The organism is Streptomyces sp. NPDC025833, assembly GCF_055558055.1.
Window position 1 is genome coordinate 68,990 of the sequence record NZ_JBVHNF010000015.1, and the last position, 23,530, is coordinate 92,519.

Sequence of the window (23,530 nt, forward strand, 5' to 3'; positions counted from 1 at the left end):
GCGCCCACGCCGGTCGGCGTCGACCCTCAAGGAGACGGAACCGTGCCTCGCGCCGTATACGTCCTGGCACTCGGCATCTTCGCCTTGGTGACCAGCGAGTTCGTGGTCGCCGGACTGATGCCCCAGATGGCCGACGGCCTGAACGCCACCGTTCCGCAGATCGGATACCTCATCACCGCGTTCGCGGTAGCCATGGCGGCCGGGGGGCCCGTCCTCGCCATGGCGCTCATGAGACTTCCGCCACGGACGGCGCTGATGGTGCTGTTCGCCATCTTCCTGGCGGGCAACGTCCTGGCTGCCACCGCGACCGGCTACGCCACGATGCTGGCCGCGCGGATCATCACCGGCATCGCCTCCCAGGCCTTCTTCGGCGTGGGCATCTCCCTGTGCGTCCAGATCACCCGCCCCGAGATCCGCGGCCGCGCGATCGCCGTCGCGATGAACGGCCTGATGCTCGGCACCCTTCTCGGACTGCCCCTCTCGACCCTGGTCGGCGAGCGGTACGGCTGGCGCGCGGCGTTCTGGACCATCACCGCCATCACCGCGATCGCCGCCGCGACCACCCTGTTCGGCGTGCCCCGCATCGAGGGCGCCGAGGGCGGCGGCGGCTTCCGGCAGGAGGCCGGCGTCTTCAGGAAGCCCAAGCTGTGGTTGGTTCTGTCGACCAGCACGCTCATCATCGGCGCCACCTTCTCCGCCTTCAGCTACCTCAACCCGATACTCACCGACCTCAGCGGCTTCTCGAGCGGCACCGTCCCCGTCCTGCTGATCGCGTACGGCGCCGCCACGGTCGTCGGCAACAACGTCGTCGGCCGCTTCGCCGACCGCCGCACCGTCCCGGTCCTCGCCATCGGCCTCGTCCTCAACACCGTGTTCCTGGCCGGCCTCGCCCTCCTCGCCGACCTGCCCGGACCGGCCGTCATCTGCATGATGGGCATCGGCCTGGTCGGCGTCACCATGAACCCGGCCATGGCGACCCGCGTCCAGCGCACCGGCAATGCCGGCCCGCTGGTCAACACGGTCCACTCCTCCTTCATCACACTCGGCGTCATCATCGGCTCCTCCGTCGGCGCCGTCGTGATCGACACCTGGGGCCTGCGCGCCCCGCTGTGGCTCGGTGCGGCCATGGCCGTGGCCGGCCTGGCCACCGTCCTGCCCGACCTCGGCCGCCGTTCCACCCCTCACGGCGTTGCCTCCGGAGGCTGCCCGAGCAAGGCGATGGTGAGGCCGGACAGGTGACGCAGGGGGCGGTTCACCCAGTAGGTGCTCGGGCAGGGCGGCTGGGACATGCGCGGCCGGTACGGAGAGGCCGACCGCGTACGGCCGCCGTACGATCACCGGTGTCTTCCCCGCAACCGGGTCATGTCAAGGGTTGGAGCTCCCGGGCACCCCGGCCGCGCCTTGCTCAGGGCTGAGCCCTTCCACAGCGAGGCGGAAGAGGCGGTCGGCCTGGGTGCCGGGGTCCTTGTGATGCTCGGTGGCCAGGGCGATGCCGACGGCGAGGGTCAGCAGGTCGTGAAAGGTGACGTGCGGTGCGACCGCCTTGTCGCGGATGGCCCGCTGGAGCAGAGGAGTTCCGGCCGCTTCGATTCTGCTGCCACAACTGTTCGGGGAGGGTTCTTCGGTGGGGGGCTCGTAGCTGAGGACATGGGCGAAACCGCGGGCCGAGACGGCGTAGCGGACGAAGGCGTGGAACCACTCCAGGAGTGCGGTGCGGCCGTCCTCGGCCGCACTCAGCCGGTGGGCGCGCTCGCACAGGCCCTCGATGCGCGCCTGGAAGACGGCTTCGAGCAGGGCCTGACGGGTGGGGAAGTGACGGCGCACGGTCGCGGAGCCGACGCCTGCGGTGCGGGCGATCTGCTCCTGGGATGCCTCGGCGCCGTGCGCGGCGACCTCGGCTTCGGCGACGGCGAGGATGCGCTGGTAGTTGCGTCGGGCGTCCGAGCGCTGACCGGTCATGATCTCCTCATTGCTAAACGGCGGGCCCCGCCATATCTTAGCGGCATACCAAAACGGCGGGCCCCGCCGTTTTGTCTCTCCGGTCTTCAGAGGAGCAGCAACCATGCCCGGCAGCAGCGATATCGTCCTGGTCACCGGCGCCACCGGCCGGCAAGGCGGGGCCACGGCTCGCGCGCTTCTGGCCGCCGGAGTGCCCGTACGTGCGCTCGTACGCGATCCGTGGTCGAAGCCCGCACGGGCGATCGAGGCGCTGGGCGCCGAACTGGTGCGGGCGGATCTTTCCGACCGGGCCTCCCTCGGCCCGGCGGTCGAGGGGGTCCGCGCGGTGTTCTCGGTGCAGATGCCGCCCATGACCGAGACCAGTGTGGACTTCGCGAGCGAACTCGCCCAGGCCACCAACCTGATGGAGGCGGCGAAGGCCGGAGGGGTACGGCAGTTCGTACAGTCCTCGACCAGTGGAGTCGGTGAACACACCCGGGTCGCCGGCTGGGCCGAGGGCCGCTGGGCGGCGATGGCGGACTACTTCCACACGAAGCAGGCGATCATGGAGGCGGTGCGTGGTGCGGGTTTCGCCCGCTGGACGGTGATCAAGCCCGCCTTCTTCATGGAGAACCTGCCCATGCTGGCGCCCAAGGGGCCCCGCGGGGGACTGCTGACAGTGCTGAAGCCGCGCACCGAACTGGCACTGGTGGCCGTGCGGGACATCGGCACGGCCGCGGCGCACGCCCTGCGAGATCCCGACCGGTTCCACCAGGTGGAGCTGGAACTGGCCGGTGACCTGCGCACGATGGAGCAGATCGTGCAGACCTTGTCCGCCGCCTGGCGCGTGCCCGTGACCGCGCCTTCCATGAACGTGGCAGAGGCCCTCGACGCGGGGATGCCGAAGTGGGCAGCCGGACACGAGTGGAACAACGTGGTCCTGCAGCCCGCCAGGCCCGAGTTCGCCCGGGAGTTGGGCATCCCGCTCACCACCTTCGCCGAGTGGGCGGATGAGCAGTTGACACCTGTGTCCGGCTAGGGGTGTCCGGCGCTGTCACCTTCGCCCGCGCCCGCCGGGGCCCGCGCCGTGGACGACCGGTTCCGGCTGGAGGTGAGGGGGCAGGAGCGGCGCCGGGCGGACCTGGACGACGACGCCACTCGGAACAGGACCGGAGCGGCACACAGCGGGTACCGGCCCGGGCACCCACCGGGGCGGCCGGCGGTGCGCCGGGCTCCGCGCGGTGGCGTCCGGGGACACCCACCCGGTACGGCTTTCGCACGGGCTGGTGGGCCGACCGGCCCAGTGCGGATCGTGGCCGCGCGGATCCCGGCGCACCATGGTGACCGAATTCCGGTGTGCCGCAGAAGGTGATCGTGTGACGACTTCCCCAGAGCCCGACCCGGGGTCCCGCTCCGGCTCGCACGTGATGGTGCGGCGGGGCCCGGGCTCGACGTGCTCGCGGACGGAGATGGCATGGATCGTGCTGGTGCTGCTCGCGACGGCGCTGCCGGTGGCCTGGTGCGGCTTCACGGACTTCCAGGAGGCCCTGACCTTTCCCGGCTGCGTCACCGGAGCGGCCCTCATGCTGGCGGCCCTCATCATGGTCGTGGGCGCCGCCGCGGTGGTGGACTGCTTCGTCCGGGGGCCGGTCTCCAACTTCGGCGTGGTCGCGCTGATCAGCACCGGCGTGGCCTTGCTGACGAACGTCCTGCTCGCTCTGCAGATCTGGAACGACGGCGAATTCCTGGTCTTCAAGATCCTGACCATCGTGCTCAGCGTCGCCTCGGCACTGACTGTCTTCCAGGTGTGGCGACGACTGGACGAGCTTCCCGCTCCCAAGCGGGTGGCCGCGGCACTCATCGTCTCCACGGTCGTGGCGGTCGGCAATTTCGGCTACCAGTACCTCTTCCAGCCGTACCGGCGGGATGCCGCCCCACTCGTGCAGCTGAACGTGGGGAAGGCGGTGCTCAGCGCGGACCGCAAGGCGTTCTCCGTGCCGGTGGACATCAAGCTCGTGAACCACAGCGACGTCAGCTTCTACGTGCTGGGCGCCGAATTCCATGCCATGGGCGAGGACGTGACGGTCCGCGGCACCGACGTGTCCCAGTCGAAGTGGCGGCAGGAGGTCGAGCAGTGGACCAAGTACCGGGAGAAACACCCGCTGACCCGCCGGGAGGTCTACCAGCCCGGCAAGCTGGTGGTGGCGCAGCCGTGGGTTCCCGCCGGCAACTGGGTGGAGGCGGGCGACGAGTCGCTCACGCGAACCGCTGTCCAGCTCCCCGTGAACACGGAGTTCGACAAGCTGACGTTCTACGCCACCCTGAGTCTCGCGCGCAAGGACCGGCTGGTCATGGGGACTTTCGGCAATCCGCAGTACTCCTGGCGTGGTGCCAGGCTTCCCGAGTGGGTGAGGAAGAACAAGAACGGATACGACACCATCGTCCAGCAGGCCGAGATGAAGGAGAACAATTCCGTCGACCGTTTCACGCGGAAGACACGCCGTGTCACCACCTATTGGCGCTTCGGTCCGCACGGTGTGGACGCGGCGCCGGTCATCGCGCCGGTGGGCGAGGAGGACCGCACGTTCTCCGAGGAGACGAACCGGGAGGTGCGCGGCCGCTACGGTCTCATCGACGTCCTGGCCGGCCCGGTCGAACAGACACTGGACGAGATCAGGAGCCGGCGCTGACCGGTCGCTCCAGCCGCACCACCAGGGCGAGGGAGCCGTTCACACGCTCCCGGGAGTACGGGTCGCCCAGGCCGGGCCGCCCCTCCCGCACGGCCCGGGCACAGCGGTGCGATCTGCCACCGAGGGCAGTAGGAGGTCAGACACGTCCTTGCCTCCAGCGCTTGGCGTGGCGCGGCTGGGAGTGGGTGCCGCGGGTGAAGGCGCAGGCCAGACCGAGGAATTGGAGCGCGGCGCAGACGATGATCGTCATGTGCAGGGTGTCGGGGCGCATGGTGGCCATGAGGATGCCGGCGACCGGGTAGGGCATGAGCAGGATCAGCACGGTGACGGACAGGGTGCTGCCGAACACCTCGGCGGGGATGAGGTGGGAGCGCAGGGTGCGCAGTACGACGGCCAGCACGCTGTCGCCGGCCATGAAGACGGCGATGAGGACGAGGTAGGCCGGGTAGGAGTCGGCGTACGCGACGAGGAAGCACGACACGATGGTCACGGCGGCGGCGCAGCGGCCCACTCCGGGCAGTCCCCAGCGGTCGATCGCTGCGCGGCTGGCGGCGACCGCCAGCAGTGAGGCCGCGGCCGCGCAGGACCACACCATGCCGACCGAGGCGCTGGACCGGCCGAGTCGCTGCACGACGATCACCGGGGTCGCCGCTTCCAGCAGGCCGAGCGCCAGGTTGGACAGGGCCAGTCCCGTCACCAGCCATGCGAGTGCCGGAAGTGTGCGCAGGGTCGTCCAGCCGGTGTGCCATCCCCGGGCGGCGGGCGTGGTCGACTCCCACGCCTGCGCGGGCGGTTGGCGCACGCGCGGGGTGATGGCGGCCGACAGCACCGACAGCGCGCCGATCGCGGTGAGCATGCCGCCGGCGCCGCCCCATTGCAGCAGGAGACCGCCTGCCGCGGGGCCGGCGAGGGTGGCTGTCTGGTCGACGCCCAGCAGGACGGACTGGACGCGGTGTGCCGCACGGCCGGCGTCCCGGCTGGCGACCGCGCCGGTGCTCTCGGCGGCGATGTAGCTGAACTGGGTCAGGCATCCCGCGCACGCCGCCAGGAGCATGACCAGGCCCGGGGTGGTCCTGTCGTCCGCCGCCGCCAAGGCGGGTACGGCGAGGGCGCAGACGAGGGCCCGCGCCGCGGCAGCCAGCCGGAAGACCCGAACGGGCCCGAATCGGTCGACGGCCAGGCCGGCCAGGGCGAACGTGCACAGCCGCGGCGCCCACGCCATGACGAAGGCGATTCCGGTCAGGGACGACGAGTGGGTCGCACCCAGTACCAGCAAGGGGATGCCGTAGGTGGCCATGGACGAGGCGAGGGCGTCTGCGAGGCGCGGCAGATAGACACCGCGGACCCGGCCGTGGGTCACGGTGCGGGCGTGCCGGGGCCCGACGGGCCGGACTTTCGTGGATGGCAAAGGAACGTGCTGTTTCTGTGAACCGTGGCGGCGGTCATGGCGACCCGGGCGGGAGGTGGCGCACGTGCCGACCGGGTAGGTCGGCCTGGATGAACTCCGTCCTGGGGAGACTGGGGTGGCGGGATGCCGTACGGAGGCGGCGGGCGGGGTCCGCACTCCGTTGGGTGGAAGCGGACCACCCGGCGCCAGGTGGTCCGCAACCAGCAAGCGGACCCGTCGCCTGACGCCGCGCCACCGGTCGGCACACTCCGATCAGCGTGATCGACTCACCAAACGTTACTCCGAGTAAGACGTGGTCACGTACGCCGAGTGGAAGGCGCCGGTGAAAGAAGCCACTGCGGGATGATTCCTCCCGCAGTGGCACCGGACCCGAGCCGCACCGCCCCGCTCCCGCACTCCCCCACACCGGCCAACCGCCGGGCACGACCGGCAGGCCGGTGAAGATCCCTTCGCCGGCCAACACCGTCGTACCGGCGGAAGTGGGCATCAACCATCGGCCAGCTGCTGGATGGCCTTCCGTGTCCGACCGGCTCCGTCCTCGGCCATCATGTGTTTCGCCGCCCTTGCGGCGGCTCGGCCGTGTGCCCGCTGCCTCACCACTCGGTCGATCTGACGCGGGAGCAGTTCCGGCGTGGTCAGACCGTCACCGCGGCCCGTGTCGTCGAGCGCCCGCCGGGCCCTCTGCCCCGTCGTCGGGAGGAGTACCTCCTGCTGCGTGAGCGCGTCGTCAGGCACCTCGGTCACCTTCCGGAGCCCTCCTGAGGGGGCTGGGACCGGCCCGGGGTGGCTCGGTGCGCCTGCCGCCGGGTCGTCGACCGTGTCGCCGAGGTCGGTCAGGTGCGCGGTGTCGCGGGCGTCGGCTCGCCGTCCGAGCGGGTGCTGGACGGCCTGCCGCACGCCCGCCGAGCTGGTCGAGGCGGTGCGTGCGGCCCACGCGGCCGGTGCCCGGGTGGCCTCGCTGTGCACGGGCGCCTTCATCCTGGGCGCGGCAGGACTGCTCGACGGGATGCGTGCCACCACGCACTGGGCCCACACGCGGGAACTGGCCCGGCGCCACCCGGCGGCCGCAGTCGATCCGGACGTCCTCTACGTCGACAACGGCGACGTCCTCACCTCCGCGGGCAAGGCCGCCGCCATGGATCTGTGCCTGCACCTGGTCCGCCTCGACCACGGCTCGGCCAACGCCAACAAGATCGCCCGGCGCCTGGTCGTCCCGCCCCACCGCGACGGCGGCCAGGCCCAGTTCATCGCCACCCCCCTCCCCGCCCCGGGCAACCACCCCCTGGGCGACCTCCTCCCCCTGGGCGCTGGAGCGGCTGGACCAGCCGCTGACCGTGGAGGACCTGGCCCGCCAGGCCCGCATGAGCTCACGTCACCTCGGCCGCCACTTCAAGCACCTCACCGGCACCACGCCCCTGCAATGGCTCCACGCCCAGCGCATTCGCCACGCCCAGGAGCTGCTGGAGACCACCGACGCCACCGTGGACACCATCGCCGCGGCCACCGGCATGGGAACCGCCACCACCCTGCGCCGCCACTTCCACCGCAGCGTCGGCGTCCCACCCGACACCTACCGCCGCACCTTCCGTCCCTGACGGAGTACCAGGGCCCCGGGGGCCGGTCGGACAGCGCCACGGCAGGTGCCGTACGAAGCGGTGGACGAACGCGGCCCGAACCCGGTTCGCACGCGGATGACGGCGCCGGCGAGCACGCCCGGCAAGCTCCGCCGGGCCCGCGTGTTCGGCCGTCGGCTCGGTGTCACCGGGGCAGTCGGTCCGGTGTGGTGACGAGGTCGTCCCAGTGCAGTGTGCGCTCGCACCAGCGTCGCAGGAGCACCTGGTCGTGGCCGACGGCGAGCAGTCCGGCGCCGGTGGCGGCGCGGTAGTCCTCGACGGCCGCCACCAGGGCGGCGGTGGTGGAGGCGTCCAGCATCGCGGTCATCTCGTCGCAGATCAGCCAGCGCGGGCGCAGGACCAGGGCGCGGGCCAGGCAGGCGCGTTGGAGCTGGCCGTCGCTGACCTCATGGGGGCGGCGGCCGAGGAGGTCCGGTGTGAGGCCGACGGCTGGGCCCAGCTCGGCCAGGCGCCGCGGTATCTCGTCCCGGCGACCGGTGGCACGCAGGGGCTCGGCAATCAGGTCGGTGAGCCGCAGCCGCGGGTCGGCGGAGAGGCGGGGCTGCTGGAAGACCACGCCGACGGCGGTGCGCTGAGCGCGTGGGGCGCGGTAGCGCCAGCCGCGTACGGGTTCGCCGTCGAGGGTCACGGTGCCGGCCTCGGGACGGTGGAGCAGGGCCGCGACCCGGGCGAGGGTGGACTTGCCGCAGCCGCTGGGGCCCAGCAGCCCGGCGCTCTCGCCAGGGTTGATGGCCAGGGTGGCGTTGCGGACGACGGGGGCTCCCCTGTCGTATCCGGCGGTGATGTCGTGCAGTTCAAGCACGGAGGTCCTCCGGTACATGCGGGTGGTGGCAGGCGATGCCGTCGGCCGGCCGGGGAAGTGCGGTGCAGGCGGCGGTGGCCCGCTCGCAGCGTGGGGCGAAGGCGCAGCCGTCGGGGAGGTCGCCGAGTTCGGGCGGCATGCCGGGGATCGGGGTGAAGGCGCGGTCGGGGAGGGCTTGCAGGAGGCCGCGGCTGTAGGGGTGGCGGGGGCCGGACGAGCCGAAGAAAGCTTTCGCTTCGGTGAGTTCGACGATCCGGCCCGCGTACATCACGGCCACGCGGTCCGCGATGCGCTCGGCGGCGGCCAGGTCGTGGGTGATGACGAGCAGGGCCCGGTGGCCGGTGTCGACGTGGCGGCGTAGTTCGTCGACGGTGTGGTCGACCAGGTCGCGGTCGAGGCCGGTGGTGGGCTCGTCGGCCAGGAGCAGAGGCGCGTCGCCGACGAGGGCGAGGGCGGTGGCGGCGCGCTGCGCCAGGCCGCCGGAGAGTTCGTGCGGGTGGCGGTCGAGGTGGCCGACGGGGAAGGCGGCGCGTGCGGCGGCTGCCTCGGCCGCGGAACGTACGGCTGCCCGGCCTCGCGCACCGGTCAACGCGGCGACGGTCTCCTCCAGTTGGGAGCGGACGGTGCGCACGGGGGTGAGGTGCGCGGCGGGGCTCTGCGGGATGAGGCCGATCAGGCGGCCCCGTACCGTCCGCGCCAGTGTCCGTTCGCCGGCGGCGAGCAGGTCGAGGTCGCCGAGCCGGGCCCGGCCCGCGACCTGGGCGTTGGCGGGCAGCAGGCCGAGCAGGGCGGAGGCGAGGACGGACTTGCCGCAGCCGCTCTCGCCGATCAGGGCGAGACACTCGCCGGCCGCCACGTCGAAGTGCGCGTCGGTGACGGCGGCGATCCGCCGGCCGCCCGGCATGAGGAAGCGTGCGGACAGCCCGCGTACCGAGAGGACCGGGGTTCGGTCGGTCACAGCATCAGCTCCGATCGGCGGCGGGGGTTGATCCGCTCCCGCCAGGCTCCGGCGAGGCCGGCGATGGCGAGCGTGGGGACGATGACGAACAGGCCCGGGAAGAGGGTCGGCCACCACTGCCCGGCGAGCAGCGAGCCGCGCGCGCCTTGGATGAGGTTGCCGAGGCTGGCCATGTGGGTGGGCAGGCCGAGCCCGAGGAAGGACAGTGCGGATTCGTGCCACATGGCGTGCGGCACCATCAGCACGGCGGCCAGCGCGGCCTGGGGCAGCACGGCGGGCAGCAGGTGCCGTACCGCCACCCGCCACCGGGACGCGCCCCCGGAGACGGCGGCGTCGAGGTGGGGGCGCGAGCGCAGGGACAGCACCTCGGCGCGGACGATCCGGGCGGTGGACAGCCAGTGGGTGAGCGCGACGGACACGATCACCGGCCACACCCCGGGCCGGAACATGGCCACGATGAAGATGCCCAGCAACAGGTGCGGCACGGACGAGAACAAGTCGACGACCCGCATGAGACCGCGTTCGGCCCAGCCGCCCAGCGCCCCGGCGACCGCCCCGACGGCCGTGCCGATCACGGTCGCCGTGAGGGCCGCAGCGACCCCGACCAGCAGGGACACGCGCAGCCCGTAGACGCAGCGCAGGAGGAGATCGCGGCCGAGGTCGTCGGTGCCGAAGGGATGCTGCCAACTCGGTGCCAGCAGTTTCGAGGACAGGTCGACGGCCTGCTGGTCGAGCTGCACCAGCGGTGGCACGAGGAGCACGGCCAGGACGGTGGCGGCGGTCAGGGCCGCCGAGACGCGGATGCGTACGGTCCTGGTGGAGCGGCGGCTCGTGCCGTACGACCTCCAGCCGGGCCGGGCCGTCGATTCACCTGTCACGTCACCGGTGGCTTCACATGTCATCGAACTTCACCCTTGGGTCGAACAGGCCGTAGAGCAGGTCGGCGAGGAGGTTGCCGACGAGGACCGCGGCGGTGGCGAGCGTGGTGAGCGCGGCGAGTAGCGGGAAGTCGACGGCGGTGGCCGACTCCACGGTGGCCGCCGCGATACCGGGCCAGCTGAAGACGCTCTCCACCAGCAGGGCTCCGGTGATGAGTTCGGGGACGCGGGAGCCGATCAGGGTGAGGACGGGCAGCAGGCCGGAGCGCAGGGCGTGGTCGAGCAGGACCGTTCGCTCACTCAGACCCCGTGCGCGGGCTCCGCGTACCGGGTCCTCGGCGAGGGCGTCGCCGACGCCCTGGCGGACGTACAGGATGAACCAGGGCAGTTGGGAGACGGCGAGCACTGCGGCCGGCAGTACGAGGTGACCGGCGACCTGAGCGGCCGTGACCTGCTCGCTCGCGGTGTCGGTGAGACCGCCGGCCGGAAGCACGCGCAACTGCAGGGCGAACAGCCAGACGGCCAGCAGGGCCAGCCAGAAGACGGGCGCCGCCTCCAGCGAGTAGGCCAGCGAGGTCACGGCCCGGTCCAGTACCGATCCCGGGCGCCGGGCCGCCAGCACCCCCAGCACCGTGCCCGCCAGTACGGCCACCGCGAACGCGACCGCGCACAAGAGCGTTGTCCAGGCGAGGCGTTCGCCGATGACCTGGGCGACCGGCTGCCGCATCACGCTGGACCGGCCGAGGTCGCCGCCGAGCGCGGTTGTCAGCCAGTGCCACCAGCGGGAGGTGAACGGCTGGTCCACGCCCAGGTTCTCCCGTAGCCGCGCCAGCGTCTCGGCGTCCGCGCCGAGGGCGGCCGTGCCGGCGTACGCCTTGACCGGGTCGAAGGGTGAGGCGGCGGCGATCGCGAAGACGCCCAGGGTCACGACGAGCAGGATCGGGGCGGCGAACAGCAGCCGCCGCCCCGCCAGTCGTGCCATCGCCGTCCAGGGAAGGGAGGGGCTCACTTCTTCGGCTGCCAGGCTTCGAGGTTCCACCACGGGCCGGAGGCGAAGCCGTGCTCATGCGGCTCGGTCTGCGTGGTCAGGCCCTCCCAGCGGTCGGCGAGGACGTACACGTGGTCGATGTGGGTGAGGAAGGTGTAGCCGGGGTTCTTCACCAGTTCGCGCTGGAGGGTGTCGTAGGCGGCCTTGCGGGTCGCGGTGTCCGGGCTGCGGCGGCCGGTGTCGAGGGCCTTGTCCACGACCGGGTCGTCGTAGCGGGCCATGTTGTTGAAGCCGTTTCCGGCGAGGGAGGAGTGCAGGATGGTGTAGAGGGCGTAGTCGGGGTCGCCGCTGCTGCCGAACCCGGCCAGGACCGCGTCCGTCTTCATGCGCGGCTCGATGACCTCCCAGGTGGCGCTCTCCACCGTCACCTCGATACCGGCCTTCTTGGCGTCGGAGGCGTAGGCGAGGGCGTGGTCCTGGCGGACCTTGTCGCCGGAGGGGTAGAGGAGGGTGAACGAAGCCCGCTGCCCGTCCTTGGCCCGGATGCCGCCCTCGCCGCTCTTCCAGCCGGCCTCGTCCAGGATGCGCCTGGCCCCGGTGAGGTCCTGCCTGCGCTCGATGCCCTGGGCGAACCAGGGGTCGTCGACGGGCAGCGGCCCGTACGCCGGATGCCCGGCGCCGTCGAGGATCTTGTCGACCATGGCCTGCCGGTCCACGGCCGCGTCCAGGGCCCGGCGGACGGCGCGGTCGCCGGTGACCTCGTTCTCCTGGGGGAGGGCGACCGCGCGGAGGTCGTACGTCCTCGCGTCGTAGGTCTTCTTCGCCTTGTCGTTCTTGTAGGCGGCGGCGAGGTTGGGCGGCAGGACCGCGCCGTCGAGGTCGCCGGACCGCAGTCGGGTGGCCCGCACGTCGTCGTCCTTGACGATCGCCATGGTCACCTTCTTGACCTTCGGCGCACCGCCCCAGTAGTCCGGGTTGGCCTTGAAGGTGAGCTTCTCGCCCTTGCTCCAGGAGGCGAGCAGGTAGGGGCCGGTGCCGATCGGCTCGGTGTTGAAGGCGCCGGTGTTGGGGTCCTGCCCGCCCGCGACGTGTTCGGGGACGATGGGCAGCACCGTGCGCCCGGCGAAGGGCGCGTACGGGTACTTGAGGGTGAAGACCACCTTGTCACTGCCGTCCGCCCGCACGTCCTTGATGGCGTCCAGCTCGCTGCGGTTGGTGTTGTTGGTCTTCGGGTCGAGGATCGTGTCGTACGTGAAGACGACGTCGGCCGAGGTCAACGGCTCCCCGTCGCTGAACTTCACGCCCTCGCGCAGGGTGTAGGTGTAGGTCAGGCCGTCGGCGGTGACCTCGGGCAGGGCCTTCGCCAGCGCCGGTCTCAGCCTCAGGTCGCTGTCGCGGGCGAGCAGGCCGTCGAAGACCTTCGAGTTGCCGTCCTTGCCGTATCCGAGCAGCGGACTGAACGTGTCCGGCTCGGTGGCCACCGCGATCACGACGGAGATGGCCCCGTTGCCGCCGCCTGTGCTGCTGCCGGGGGCCGAGCAGGCGGCGACACCCGTGAGCATCGCCGCCGTGGCGGCGGCTGTCCGTATCCGTCGAACCATCATGAACCTCACGCTCTTACTGCCACAGGATAGCTGTTGCATACTACTTGCAGTAAAGCTTCCCGGATTCGCTGAGCGGCCGTTGACGACTCCGGCAACCGATCGCTTGCCAGGGCAGTGCGCCCACGGCAGCCAGACTTCTGGGCGGACTTCCACGCCAACCCCCCACTCGAGATCCTCCGCTGCCGCGCCTGACGTCAACCGACCACACAGCGCGCCGGCCCGGCCTCTGGCACCAGCCCGGACAGGGATCGGGCACGCACCCGGTGCGCGAAGGTGAGCAGGCGGACGTGACGGCGTCCGTGGGCCGGCGGTTCGTCGACCGCGGCCCGCTGGTCGACCTGAGCGCGCACCCGGGCCACGGAGTGCTGCGGGTGCGGTAGCTCGGGTTCGAGATGCCCGCGTGTCTTCGGTGGTGGTGCCGCAGGTCACCGCAGGTTGCACCGAAGGCCCGTCAGGCCCTGGCGCGCACGGGTCGCGCACACGGGACGGTGCCCTGACAACTTCCTACAACTCCCTGTAACAATAAGGGAGTTGACTTGGTCGGGGCGGGGCTGGAATGAGACGGCACTGTGCCGGGCCGGTGAGGGCGGGGGACCCGATGAGCGAGCTGCACGTCTACTGGATGCTGTGCGCGGTGCTGGCGGTCGGCGCGGTGCTCTCCCCTGTGCTGCGCCCCCACGGCCGGGTCAGACCCTCCCTTGCCGTGGCTGTCGCCGTGCTGGGCGCGTCCACCATGCCCCAGTTCCTGGACGCCGGACACGTGTGGGCGATCGCCGGCTGGGCGGTGCTGAGCTGGTGGCTGTTGCGGGTCGTCGTACCCGTGGTCGGGAACATCCTGGCCGATCTGCTGCTGGTACCGCTGATCGGCCGGCGCCTGACACCCGAACAGCTACGGCAGTCCGCGGCCGCTTCACTGCCCAAGGCCGACGGGGTGCTGCTGGGCGTGTGGCCGAACCGGATGATCATTCTGACGTTCCTCGCACCGGCCCTGCCCCGCCACCGGCGGCCGGTGCTGCTGCGCTCCGGCTGCCAGCTCTGCTTCGTGGAGTGGATGCTGCACACCGCACTGGACGAGACGGACGCGGCACAGACGGTCCGCGCCTACCGCGAGACCCTCGCGGCGGGCGTCAACCGCCTGCTGGTCCTGACCCACGAGGTCACCAGCGGCCGTTGGAGCGCCTCACTGGAACCCGTCAGCGGCGTACAGGCGGCACCGAAGGTCGACTGCCCGGCACACCAGGTCGAACCGGTCACCTAGACGGCCCGTTGCCCGGAGGGCCGGTGGTCATAGCGGGTCGCGGGCCGCCGCCACTGCCTGCCGGACGTCTGGGTGACGGCGGGCGAGGCAGGCGTCCCGGCGGGCCCGCCGACCGCCCCCGGCAGCGGCTCGCGGTGGTCACGGCGGAAGCGCCAGGAGACGGGCCCGGCCGGGCCGTGTTCGCGTAGCTCCCCCTTACGCGTTTCCCAGGTTGAACAGCACGGTCGCGGCGGCCGGTGCGGCCCGGCGAGCCAAGTGGCGCATGCCGGAATCCCGTTACCGTTTCAGCACCCTCCTGGCCGGAGAGGTGAACCGCGGTCCGCTCTCGCGGGCGGCGGCGGACACCACCCCATCCCTGGATGCCCGGCCCGGCCGGTCGCGGAGCTCTCGTAGCCGGGCTGCACGGTCCCGCTCCACCGTCACGACGGCAGTGAGCCGGACGGCATCGTTCGAGGCGCCGACGGTCACAAGGCGGCGGTGGGCCGACCGGGCGGAAGGCGAACCGATTCGGCAATCCCTTTCGGAGGACAAAGCGCCTACTCCCCTCCCCAGCGGGGCATCACCGGCACTGACCTCAACCGTGACTCGACCGCGAGAAAGGTATCTCCGTGTCTCTTCGCTCCGCCACGGCGGCCATCGGTGCCGCCTGCAGTGCTCTCGCTCTGCTCCTGGCCGCACCCGGCTCGGCCTCCGCGGCAACCGGCCAGTTCCGCTACACCTACACCACCACCGAGGGGTACGAAGCCGTCGGCTTCCTGAACAGCCCTCCCAGTGGCAAGTGCGTCAACCTGCGGGGTCCGGCCTCCGAACCCGGTTCGGTCAGCCGGGCCCCCAAGAACCGCACCGACGCCACCGCCACGGTCTTCCTCGGCGCCGACTGCGAAGGCGACACCTTCTACACCCTGCCCCCGGGCGCGGGGGCATCCGACCGCCTGCTGCTGCGCTCCGTCGTCTTCTCCTGACCCCCCTCGCCACATGGCTCCGATCACCGCCTGAACGATCCGAGCCCGGCGCGGCGACCAGGCGACAGCTCGGCTCGCCGCGGTCGGGCCGGAGCGGCCCAGGCCTGGAGCGTCAACTTCGCTGGTGGCTGATTCACTCTGCACGAGGGCGAGCGAGGGAGCCGTGGCGGGGCCATTCGGCCATGCCGCGTCGGGTGGGAGTAACGCGCGGAGACGGATGTGGCATGGGCGGCACGCCGGTCCGGTGCGGGCAAAGGCATGCCGGGGCAAACCTGCTCCACGGGATTGACCGGTCCCAGGCCTCCGGCACTTTCCCGGTTCTCGCGCACGCGCTTTGCTACTGCCGTTCACGGCTCCGCCACGGCGCGCCTTACCGCGGCCTGTCGGCGGTGCGTTCCGGCGATGTCGACGCGAGGACGAACCATGGCCACACCTCCTGTTGTCCCGCTCAGGGTTGCCCTGGTCAACGGCGACTTCGAGCAGCCCGTCGTCAGCAACTGGGAGCTCCTGCCCGATGCCTCACAGACGCAGGCGCCCAGACGGGTTCCGGGCTGGCTCACCACGGCCCCCGACCACATCATCGAGCTGTGGCGGTCGGGCACCAACGGTGTGCCGGCAGCCGAGGGCGCCCAGTTCGCCGAGCTGAACGCCAACCACTTCTCCACGCTCTACCAGGACCTGCCGACCACGCCCGGAACCAAGGTGTACTGGCGGCTCCACCATCGCGGTGTCAGCGGGGAGGACACCATGGCGCTGGACATCGGCGCTCCGGGATCCGTGGTGGAGCAGAGGCGCTTCACGGACGGCCGCACCGCCTGGGGTCACTACACCGGCGCCTACACCGTCCCGGCAGGCCAGACACTGACGCGCTTCGCGTTCCGTTCCGTCTCGGCCGCCGGCGGCAGCCGCTTCACCGGCAACCTGCTGGACGGGGTCTTCCTCGACACAGCTCCCCACGTGCTGCTCGCCAAGACCGCGATCCCGGCGGGGCCGCTGGAGGTGGGCGACGTCCTCACCTACCGCATCACCGCGAAGAACGAAGGCGGCGGCGCGGCCGAGAACCTCGTACTGACCGACACCGTCCCGGAAGGTACGACGTTCCTGCCCGGTTCCCTGCGTATCGTCGACGGCCCGAACGCCGGACCGAAGAGTGACGCGAGAGGTGATGACCAGGCGTACTACGACGCCGCGGCGAACCGGGTCGTGTTCCACCTCGGCAACCGCGCCACCGCCGCGGCAGGCGGAAGCCTGCCCAGCACTCAGACCCAGCCCGCGGGGACCACGGTGGAGTACCGGGTCACCATCGACCGGGCCGGCGGCGGCAAGCAGATCAGCAACACCGCCACCGCCTCCTACGAGAACCGGCTCGGCGCCACGCCGGAGCCCGTCACGTCCACCTCGAACGAGCAGGTCACACAGGTGAGACCGGCTGCTGACCTGACCGTGGCGAAGGCAGCCGACACCACCACCGTCACCGTCGGCCAGACCGTGACCTACCGCATCACCGTCCTCAACACCGGCCCGAACGACGCCACCGGCGTCACCCTCACCGACCGGCTCCCCGACGGCCTCGTCTTCGTGTCCGCCGAGGGCACAGCCGGAAGTTACGACCCGGCCACCGGGCAGTGGGCCGTGGGCGACCTGGCCGCCGGCACCGCCGGCACCCTCGTGCTGCGGGCCAAGGCCACCACGGCCGGCCGGATCAGCAACACCGCCACCGCCACCGGCAACGAAAAGGACCCCGACACCGCCGACAACACCGACGCCGTCACCGTCTGCGTCGAGCCGGCCCCCTCGTGCTGCGACCCCTGCTCCACCGAGAAACAGCCCCCGGGTTCGTGCGACCCGCGCGTCGGACGCCCCTGACCGAGCTGGAGGACCACCGACGATCCCGGATCGCGCACCGATGAGTTTCCCGCACCGCGCCGGTCCATACGCCGGACGCCCACCGACGGAAGGCTGAGCCATGCGGAAACTGATCTACGGCATGAACCTGACCCTGGACGGCTACATCGCCGCGGCCGGCGACGACATCGGCTGGAGCGGACCGCCGAGCAGCGAGCTGTTCCAGTGGTGGCTCGCCCACGAGCGGGCGAGTGGCCTGTCGCTGTACGGGCGCAAGCTCTGGGAGGCGATGAGCTCCTACTGGCCGACAGGCGACCAGCAGCCCGACGCCACCCCTGCGGAGATCGAGTTCGCGCGGAACTGGCGGGCCACGCCGAAGGTGGTGTTCTCCTCGACGATCGACAAGGTCGACTGGAACGCCCGCCTGGTCACCGGCGACGCGGTCGCCGAGATCACCCGGCTCAAGGCCGAGGACGGCGGCCCGATGAACATCGGCGGCGCAACGCTCGCCGGGGCGGCCGTGCGCGCCGGGCTGATCGACGAGTACGTGATCGTCGCCCACCCGGTCCTGGTGGGCGGCGGCACGCCGTTCTTCACCGCGCTGGACGGCTGGGTGAACCTGCACCTGGTGGAGACGCGGACGTTTCCCGGCGGCGTGGTCATGACCAGGTACGAGACGAGGCGCTGAGCGGCTTCCCACCGTCTCATGGCCTGGATGGGTGTCTCCTCCCACCGCCGACGGCGGCCACCGGTGGCCCGGCTGAAGAGCCGAGCCGGCTTGGATCGGACAGATCTCGGGTAAGGACGGGGCGCCGAGGGCGAGCCCGGGGTCAGGGCGTCGCCGGTGCACGGCAGGTACCCGGGTGCAGGGTGTCCGAGTATCGACTGCGCTGTTCCTACGGCTCGTACGCGGTGGTGAGGAAGTCCCGGACGAGGGGGCCGGCCTGGGCGCGGAACTCCTCGAAGTAGGCGTGCCGGGCTCCGGGGATCAGATGGAGTCGGGCGTTGGGGATGCGGTCGGCGAGCAGGTGTGCGTTGGCGGTGGGGTTGAGCAGGTCGTCGCTTCCGTGGACGACCAGGGTGGGTGCGCTGATGTCCGGCAGGACGTCCCAGGCATCGTGCCGGTTGCTGGCCGCGAGGTGCTGGCGCCGGGCGTGGGCAGGCATATCGGGGTCGCCCAGGGTCTGGTGCGGGCCGGGATGGGAGGCGAGCCATCGGGGGGTGTACATCAGGTCCAGCAGGGCCTGTCGCGCGGCTCCGGGCTCGGGTCGCGCCAGTGCCTGGCGGACGTCGCTGCCCCGTTCGACGCTGTGCGGGCCGCCGGGTGAGGTGCAGCCGAGAACCAGGGCGCCCACCCGGTGGGGGTGGCGGGCCGCGAGCTGCTGGGCTACCCGTCCGCCCATGGACGTGCCGTAGACGTCGGCCCGGTCGATGCCGAGGTCGTCGAGAACGGCGATGACGTCCTGGGCGAACAGGACGGTGCTGTAGGGGGTGTCGGGCTTGTCGCTGTCGCCGGTGCCGCGGTAGTCGAGCGTGAGGGTGCTGCGAGCGGGATGGAAGTCGGCGCGAGACGCGTCCCACCAATGGTGGTTGTTGGCCTGGCCCGCCAGCAGGACCAGCGGCGTCCCCTGGCCCCGGAGCTGGTAGACGATGCAGGTTCCGTCCGGTGTCAGCACGTGTGTCATCGGCTTGCTCCCTCCCGCGTGGGAGCGGTGCGGTCTGGTGGGATCGTACCTCCGGGTGCCACCAGCGTCCGGTTTCCTCGATCAGCCGGAGAACGGACTGCATCACCGGTATCGGGTCCGGACGGTCTGTTGCCCGGAGGGCCGGTGGTCATAGCGGGTCGCTGCCACTGCCTGCCGGACGTGCCCGCCCTGTCCGTGACCGGCCGCCCGGACGCCGGATACGCCGCGCGTTCGCCGCCGAGGTCACATGCACGGACATCGCCATGGCACGGGATGCTGAATGACACCCCGTAGGCGGTCGTTGGGGTGCGCCGGCCTGGTCCGCCGGGGGGGGCGGCCACCCGGGCCGGTGCGGGATGAGCGCAGGGGTATCGCGACAGCCGCCGCCCAGTCACCCGGAGCGGTGAGCGTACCCGGTGCGTGCTCGTGAAGATGGAACACGGGCGCGGGATGCCTGAGTGGGCCGGCCGGACGACGGGAGACCCCGCGCTGATGCTCCGTCGGATCGCGCCCCGTTGACACGCCCCCCGTCCGACAGGAAAGTTTCACCCGCAGGGCAAGCCCCGAAAGATACTTTCAGGCGGGAGGCCGCGCATGACGGACGACCTGGCAGGCAGACGAGCGACCGGACCGACCCGCCGCCGGCTCGTGGTGGGCTCGCTGGCCGCGGGCGGCGCGCTCGCCCTCGGCGCGCTCCCGGCGGGACCGGCCGCCGCCGCGCCCACCGCCGGCCACCGCACCACGCTGCGGCACGGCTCGCCCGAGAGCGCCGGGCTGCTCCCCGGACAGCTGCGGCAACTCGTCGCGGACGCCGAGGCGTTCCTCGGCCCCTCCCCGAAGCACCCCTGGTACGCGGGTGCCGTCCTGCTCGCCGGGCGCGGCGGCACGGTGGCGCTGCACGAGCCGATCGGCATGGCGGTGCGCTACTCCGCGTACGACGAGAAGACCGACACCGCGGTGGAGTTCTCGCCCGGCCGGCAGCTCCCGGCCACCCGGGACACCGTCTTCGACCTGGCCTCGGTCTCCAAGCTGTTCACCTCGGTCCTCGCCGTGCAGCAGATCGAGCGGGGCGCGCTGGACCTCTCCGGGAGGGTCTGCGCGTACCTGCCGGACTTCGGCCGCGCGGGCAAGCAGGAGGTGACGGCCCGCCAGCTCCTGACGCACACGTCGGGGTTCCGGTCCTGGATCCCGCTGTACGACGCGCCGACGTACGAGGGGAAACTGGAACTCGTCTGGAACGAGCCGCCGCTGCACCCGCCGGGCACCGCCTACCTCTACTCCGACCTGAACCTGATCACCCTCCAGCTCCTGCTGGAGAAGATCACCGGCCGCGGGCTGGACACCCTGCTGCACGACGAGATCACCGGGCCGCTCGGCCTGGACAGCACCCGCTACAACCCGCCCGCCTCCTGGCAGCCGCGCATCGCGGCCACCGAGGACGCCCGGCGGCCCTGGTCGGGGCTGGACCGCGGGCTGGTGTGGGGCGAGGTGCACGACGAGAACGCCTACAGCCTGGGCGGTGTCGCGGGCCACGCCGGGGTGTTCTCCAGCGCCTGGGACCTGGCCGTGCTCGGCCGCACGCTGCTCAACGGCGGCGCCTACGGCCGGGCCCGGATCCTGCGGCCCGAGTCGGTGGAGCTCATGTTCACCGACTTCAACACGGCCTTCCCGGGCGACGAGCACGGTCTCGGCTTCGAGCTCTACCAGCACTGGTACATGGGCGCGATGGCCACCCCGCGCACGGCCGGCCACACCGGCTTCACCGGCACCTCGCTGGTGCTCGACCCCACGACCGACTCCTTCCTCGTCGTCCTCGGCAACTCGGTGCACCCGGTGCGCACCTGGCGATCCGGTTCGGCGCCCCGGGTCGCGGCCGGCAACCGTCTCGCCCGGGCCGTACCGGTCCGCCCGGCGCGCGGCCGTACGGCCTGGTTCGCGGGCATGGCCAATGCCACGGCCGGCACGCTCACCCTCCCGGCGCTGGACACCTCCCGCGGTCCGGCGCGCCTGCGCTGCGCGCTGTGGTGGGACACCGAGCCGGGGTCCGACCTGGTGGCCCTGGAGTCCTCGGCGGACGACGGCACCACCTGGCAGCCGGTGCCGTTCAGCACCGTCCGCGCCGGCGAGCACCCCGAGGACCGTCCGGCGGGGACGGTGACGGGCTGGTCGGGCCGGGTCTGGTACCGGGTCTCCGCCGCCCTGCCGGCCGCCCCCGGGCTGCTCCTGCGCTGGCGGTACGGCACCGACAAGCTGTACGTCGGCCGGGGCGCGTACGTCGACGCCCTGCGCGTCGAGGCGGGCGGTGCGGTGCTGTTCGACGGGGCACGCCCGGCGGACACGGCACGCGTCACGGCGGCGGGCTGGCAGCCCTCGGCCGACTGAGCCGGCGGGGGCGGCGGTCAGGTGTCCCGTTCCAGGACCGCCATCGCCGCGTTGTGCCCCGGCACCCCGCTCACCCCGCCCCCGCGCACCGCGCCCGCCCCGCACAGCAGGACCCGGGCGTGCCGCGTCTCCACCCCCCACGGGCCGTCGCCGGGCTCCGCGTACGGCCAGGACAGGGCCCGGTGGAAGATGTGGCCGCCGGGCAGCCGCAGGTCGCGTTCGAGGTCGAGCGGGGTCCTGGCCTCGATGCAGGGGCGGCCGTCGGCGTCGGTGGCCAGGCAGTCCGCGAGGGGCTCGGCGAGGTGGGTGTCGAGCTGGGCGAGGGTCGACTCCAGCAGCGTCTCGCGCACGCCGTCGTTGTCCCGGTCGAAGAGCCGGGCCGGGGTGTGCAGGCCGAAGAGGGTGAGCGTCTGGCAGCCGCGCCCGGCGAGTTCGGGGCCGAGGACGGTGGGGTCGGTCAGGGTGTGGCAGTAGATCTCCGACGGCGGCACGGCGGGGAGCCGGCCGGCGGCGGCCTGGGCGTGCGCGGTGGCCAGTTCCTGGTAGCCCTCGGCGATGTGGAAGGTGCCGGCGAACGCCTCGCGCGGGTCGGTGCCGGTGTCGCGCAGCCGGGGCAGCCGCTCCAGCAGCATGTTGACCTTGAACTGCGCGCCCTCGGCGGGTTCGGGCGCAGGGTCGCCGGTGAGGGCGGCCAGTTCGTGCGGGGAGGCGTTCACCAGGACGTACGGGGCGGCGGCGACGCCCTCGCCGTCGCGCGTGCGGTAGGCGACCTCGGCGTGGTGCCCGTCGGTGTCGATGCGGACGGCCTCGTGCCCGGTCGCGAGGACCGCCCCGGCCGCGCGGGCCGCCGCGGCCAGCGCGTCGGTCAGCGCGCCCATGCCGCCGACGGGCACGTCCCAGGCGCCGGTCCCGCCGCCGATGACGTGGTAGAGGAAGCAGCGGTTCTGCACCAGCGTGGGGTCGTGGGCGTCGGCGAAGGTGCCGATGAGCGCGTCGGTGAGGACGACGCCGCGGACCAGGTCGTCGGTGAACGCCTGCTCGACCGCGACGCCGAGGGGCTCCTCGAACAGCGCCCGCCAGGCGGCCTCGTCGTCGATGCGGCGGCGCAGTACGTCCCGGGTGGGCAGCGGTTCGGTGAGCGTCGGGAAGACGCGCTGCGCGATCCGGCCCGTCATGGCGTGGAAGCGCTGCCAGGCCGCGTACTCGCGGTCGCCGCCGGTCAGCCGGGCGAAGGCCTCCCGGGTCCGCCGCTCGCCGCCGCCGACCAGCAGCCCGGTGGCCCGGCCGCCCCGCTCGACCGGTGTGTACGAGGAGACGGTGCGGGAGCGGACCCGGAAGTCCAGCCCGAGATCGCGCACGATCTTCCGGGGCAGCAGGCTGACCAGGTAGGAGTACCGGGACAGGCGCGCGTCCAGTCCGGCGAAGGGGCGGGTGGAGACGGCGGCGCCGCCGGTGTGGTCCAGGCGCTCCAGCACCAGCACGGAGCGTCCGGCGCGGGCCAGGTAGGCGGCGGCGACCAGCCCGTTGTGGCCCCCGCCGACGATGACGGCGTCGTACCTTCGGGTTCCCTCGGTGGCAGACATGGTTCTTCGTAACACGTGCGGATGGGCCTGGGAAGCAGGGCGTCCGCAGGGTGCTCCGCCGGCCCTCCGGCGCGATCGGAGAGGCGGGTGTGCCGTGGGCGCCGCGCGCTACCGCGCCGGTCCCGGTGGTGCCGGCCGCGTGTCCGGGCCGAGCCGCGCCATCGCGCGCAGGATGTGTTTCGGCGGGAGCTGCCAGCGCAGCCGGGCCGGTACCGCGCGCAGCAGGGTGCCCGTGGCGCGCAGTCTCCGGGTGACGGCGGCCGGCGCGGGGGCGGGCCTGCCGTACAGCTCGTGGGCGTACGGCGGCAAGGCGGCGTACGCGAGCCGGGCCACCCGGCGCCACAGCAGGGCGCGCGCCGGCAGCAGGAGGGGGTGCGTGGGCGGGCGGAGCAGGAAGTCGTCCACCGTGCGGGCCCCGGCGCCCGCGGCCAGGTCCGGCCGGACGCGCTCGAAGTACGCGGCGAGCGCGGCGCGGTCCGCGGGCACGGCCCCGGGGTCGAGACCCACGAGCCGGGCGCTGACGCGGTGTTCGGCCACGTACCGGTCGGCCTGGGCGTCGGTGAGCGGGTAGCCGGAGCGGCGCACGACGTGCAGGTAGGAGTCGATCTCCGCGCAGTGCACCCACAGCAGCAGGCCGGGCTCGTCGACGCCGTAGCGTTCGCCGGTGTCCGGGTCGGTGGCGCCGAGCATGCTGTGGATCTTCCGGACCCGGGCGCCGGCGCGCTCGGCGGCCTCCGCCGTGCCGTACGTGGTCGTGCCGACGAAGTCCGCGGTGCGCAGCAGCCGCCCCCAGGCGTCGCGCCGGAAGTCGGAGTTCTGCAGCACCCCGCCGACCGCCCTCGGGTGCAGTGCCTGGAGGTACAGCGCGCGGATGCCGGCGACCCACATCATCGGGTCGCCGTGCATCTGCCACGT

19 protein-coding genes and 1 pseudogene are annotated in these 23,530 nt (G+C 72.3%); 10 read left to right on the forward strand and 10 right to left on the reverse strand.

What is annotated here, in order from left to right:
- The first annotated feature begins 42 nt into the window (after positions 1-42).
- A complete protein-coding gene (locus tag ACZ4K2_RS26145) occupies positions 43-1,239 on the forward strand; it encodes an MFS transporter (RefSeq protein WP_467476440.1) in 1,197 nt (398 codons plus the stop codon).
- Positions 1,240-1,365: 126 nt separating this feature from the next.
- On the opposite strand, the gene ACZ4K2_RS26150 is transcribed toward ACZ4K2_RS26145, so the two are convergent.
- The gene (locus ACZ4K2_RS26150) at positions 1,366-1,959 is read right to left on the reverse strand and encodes a TetR/AcrR family transcriptional regulator (RefSeq protein ID WP_467476437.1); all 594 of its coding nucleotides are present in this window, start codon (positions 1,957-1,959) and stop codon (positions 1,366-1,368) included.
- Positions 1,960-2,062: 103 nt separating this feature from the next.
- On the opposite strand from ACZ4K2_RS26150, the gene ACZ4K2_RS26155 reads away from it, so the two are divergent.
- Positions 2,063-2,977 carry an NmrA family NAD(P)-binding protein gene (locus tag ACZ4K2_RS26155; RefSeq protein ID WP_467476436.1) on the forward strand — a complete coding sequence of 305 codons (915 nt, stop codon included), beginning with the start codon at positions 2,063-2,065 and terminating at the stop codon, positions 2,975-2,977.
- A 337-nt stretch (positions 2,978-3,314) separates the two neighbouring features.
- Positions 3,315-4,628 (forward strand): hypothetical protein, encoded by a 1,314-nt coding sequence (locus tag ACZ4K2_RS26160; RefSeq protein WP_467476434.1) that lies wholly within the window; start codon positions 3,315-3,317, stop codon positions 4,626-4,628.
- 136 nt (positions 4,629-4,764) lie between these two features.
- On the opposite strand, the gene ACZ4K2_RS26165 is transcribed toward ACZ4K2_RS26160, so the two are convergent.
- The gene (locus ACZ4K2_RS26165; RefSeq protein ID WP_467476432.1) at positions 4,765-5,988 is read right to left on the reverse strand and encodes an MFS transporter; all 1,224 of its coding nucleotides are present in this window, start codon (positions 5,986-5,988) and stop codon (positions 4,765-4,767) included.
- 627 nt (positions 5,989-6,615) lie between these two features.
- On the opposite strand from ACZ4K2_RS26165, the gene ACZ4K2_RS26170 reads away from it, so the two are divergent.
- Together ACZ4K2_RS26170 and ACZ4K2_RS26175 are read left to right on the forward strand one after the other, a co-directional pair.
- Positions 6,616-6,798 (forward strand): YunG family protein, encoded by a 183-nt coding sequence (locus tag ACZ4K2_RS26170; RefSeq protein ID WP_467769975.1) that lies wholly within the window; start codon positions 6,616-6,618, stop codon positions 6,796-6,798.
- A gap of 136 nt (positions 6,799-6,934) precedes the next feature.
- Positions 6,935-7,631: pseudogene (locus ACZ4K2_RS26175) on the forward strand (helix-turn-helix domain-containing protein); the annotation flags it as partial.
- A gap of 163 nt (positions 7,632-7,794) precedes the next feature.
- On the opposite strand, the gene ACZ4K2_RS26180 reads toward ACZ4K2_RS26175, so the two are convergent.
- From ACZ4K2_RS26180 to ACZ4K2_RS26200, 5 genes are read right to left on the reverse strand one after another with little or no spacing between them, the layout of a single operon-like run.
- Positions 7,795-8,472: an ABC transporter ATP-binding protein gene (locus ACZ4K2_RS26180; protein WP_467476425.1), complete on the reverse strand. Its 678-nt coding sequence runs from the start codon at positions 8,470-8,472 to the stop codon at positions 7,795-7,797.
- Positions 8,465-9,430, reverse strand: a complete 966-nt coding sequence (locus ACZ4K2_RS26185; protein ID WP_467476423.1) for an ABC transporter ATP-binding protein — start codon at positions 9,428-9,430, stop codon at positions 8,465-8,467. The genes ACZ4K2_RS26180 and ACZ4K2_RS26185 overlap by 8 nt, the downstream gene beginning before the upstream one ends.
- Positions 9,427-10,332 carry an ABC transporter permease gene (locus ACZ4K2_RS26190; RefSeq protein ID WP_467476421.1) on the reverse strand — a complete coding sequence of 302 codons (906 nt, stop codon included), beginning with the start codon at positions 10,330-10,332 and terminating at the stop codon, positions 9,427-9,429. The genes ACZ4K2_RS26185 and ACZ4K2_RS26190 overlap by 4 nt, the downstream gene beginning before the upstream one ends.
- Positions 10,322-11,290: an ABC transporter permease gene (locus ACZ4K2_RS26195; RefSeq protein WP_467476419.1), complete on the reverse strand. Its 969-nt coding sequence runs from the start codon at positions 11,288-11,290 to the stop codon at positions 10,322-10,324. The genes ACZ4K2_RS26190 and ACZ4K2_RS26195 overlap by 11 nt, the downstream gene beginning before the upstream one ends.
- A 23-nt stretch (positions 11,291-11,313) precedes the next feature.
- The gene (locus ACZ4K2_RS26200; RefSeq protein ID WP_467476417.1) at positions 11,314-12,900 is read right to left on the reverse strand and encodes an ABC transporter substrate-binding protein; all 1,587 of its coding nucleotides are present in this window, start codon (positions 12,898-12,900) and stop codon (positions 11,314-11,316) included.
- A 598-nt stretch (positions 12,901-13,498) separates the two neighbouring features.
- Here ACZ4K2_RS26200 and ACZ4K2_RS26205 point away from each other — a divergent pair.
- The 4 genes from ACZ4K2_RS26205 to ACZ4K2_RS26220 all read left to right on the forward strand — a co-directional run bounded on the left by ACZ4K2_RS26205 (position 13,499) and on the right by ACZ4K2_RS26220 (position 17,653).
- Positions 13,499-14,158 (forward strand): hypothetical protein, encoded by a 660-nt coding sequence (locus ACZ4K2_RS26205; protein ID WP_467476415.1) that lies wholly within the window; start codon positions 13,499-13,501, stop codon positions 14,156-14,158.
- A 608-nt stretch (positions 14,159-14,766) separates the two neighbouring features.
- The gene (locus ACZ4K2_RS26210) at positions 14,767-15,120 is read left to right on the forward strand and encodes a hypothetical protein (protein WP_467476412.1); all 354 of its coding nucleotides are present in this window, start codon (positions 14,767-14,769) and stop codon (positions 15,118-15,120) included.
- Positions 15,121-15,543: 423 nt separating this feature from the next.
- Positions 15,544-16,986: an isopeptide-forming domain-containing fimbrial protein gene (locus ACZ4K2_RS26215; RefSeq protein WP_467476410.1), complete on the forward strand. Its 1,443-nt coding sequence runs from the start codon at positions 15,544-15,546 to the stop codon at positions 16,984-16,986.
- A 100-nt stretch (positions 16,987-17,086) separates the two neighbouring features.
- A complete protein-coding gene (locus ACZ4K2_RS26220; RefSeq protein WP_467476408.1) occupies positions 17,087-17,653 on the forward strand; it encodes a dihydrofolate reductase family protein in 567 nt (188 codons plus the stop codon).
- A 208-nt stretch (positions 17,654-17,861) separates the two neighbouring features.
- Here ACZ4K2_RS26220 and ACZ4K2_RS26225 read toward each other — a convergent pair whose 3' ends face one another.
- Positions 17,862-18,650, reverse strand: coding sequence for an alpha/beta fold hydrolase (locus tag ACZ4K2_RS26225; RefSeq protein ID WP_467476406.1), 789 nt, complete (start codon positions 18,648-18,650; stop codon positions 17,862-17,864).
- Between the two features lie 594 nt (positions 18,651-19,244).
- Here ACZ4K2_RS26225 and ACZ4K2_RS26230 point away from each other — a divergent pair.
- Positions 19,245-21,032: a serine hydrolase domain-containing protein gene (locus ACZ4K2_RS26230; protein ID WP_467476403.1), complete on the forward strand. Its 1,788-nt coding sequence runs from the start codon at positions 19,245-19,247 to the stop codon at positions 21,030-21,032.
- 17 nt (positions 21,033-21,049) lie between these two features.
- On the opposite strand, the gene ACZ4K2_RS26235 is transcribed toward ACZ4K2_RS26230, so the two are convergent.
- Positions 21,050-22,615, reverse strand: coding sequence for a phytoene desaturase family protein (locus tag ACZ4K2_RS26235; RefSeq protein WP_467476399.1), 1,566 nt, complete (start codon positions 22,613-22,615; stop codon positions 21,050-21,052).
- A 108-nt stretch (positions 22,616-22,723) separates the two neighbouring features.
- Positions 22,724-23,521: an oxygenase MpaB family protein gene (locus ACZ4K2_RS26240; protein WP_467476595.1), complete on the reverse strand. Its 798-nt coding sequence runs from the start codon at positions 23,519-23,521 to the stop codon at positions 22,724-22,726.
- Positions 23,522-23,530: the final 9 nt, after the last annotated feature.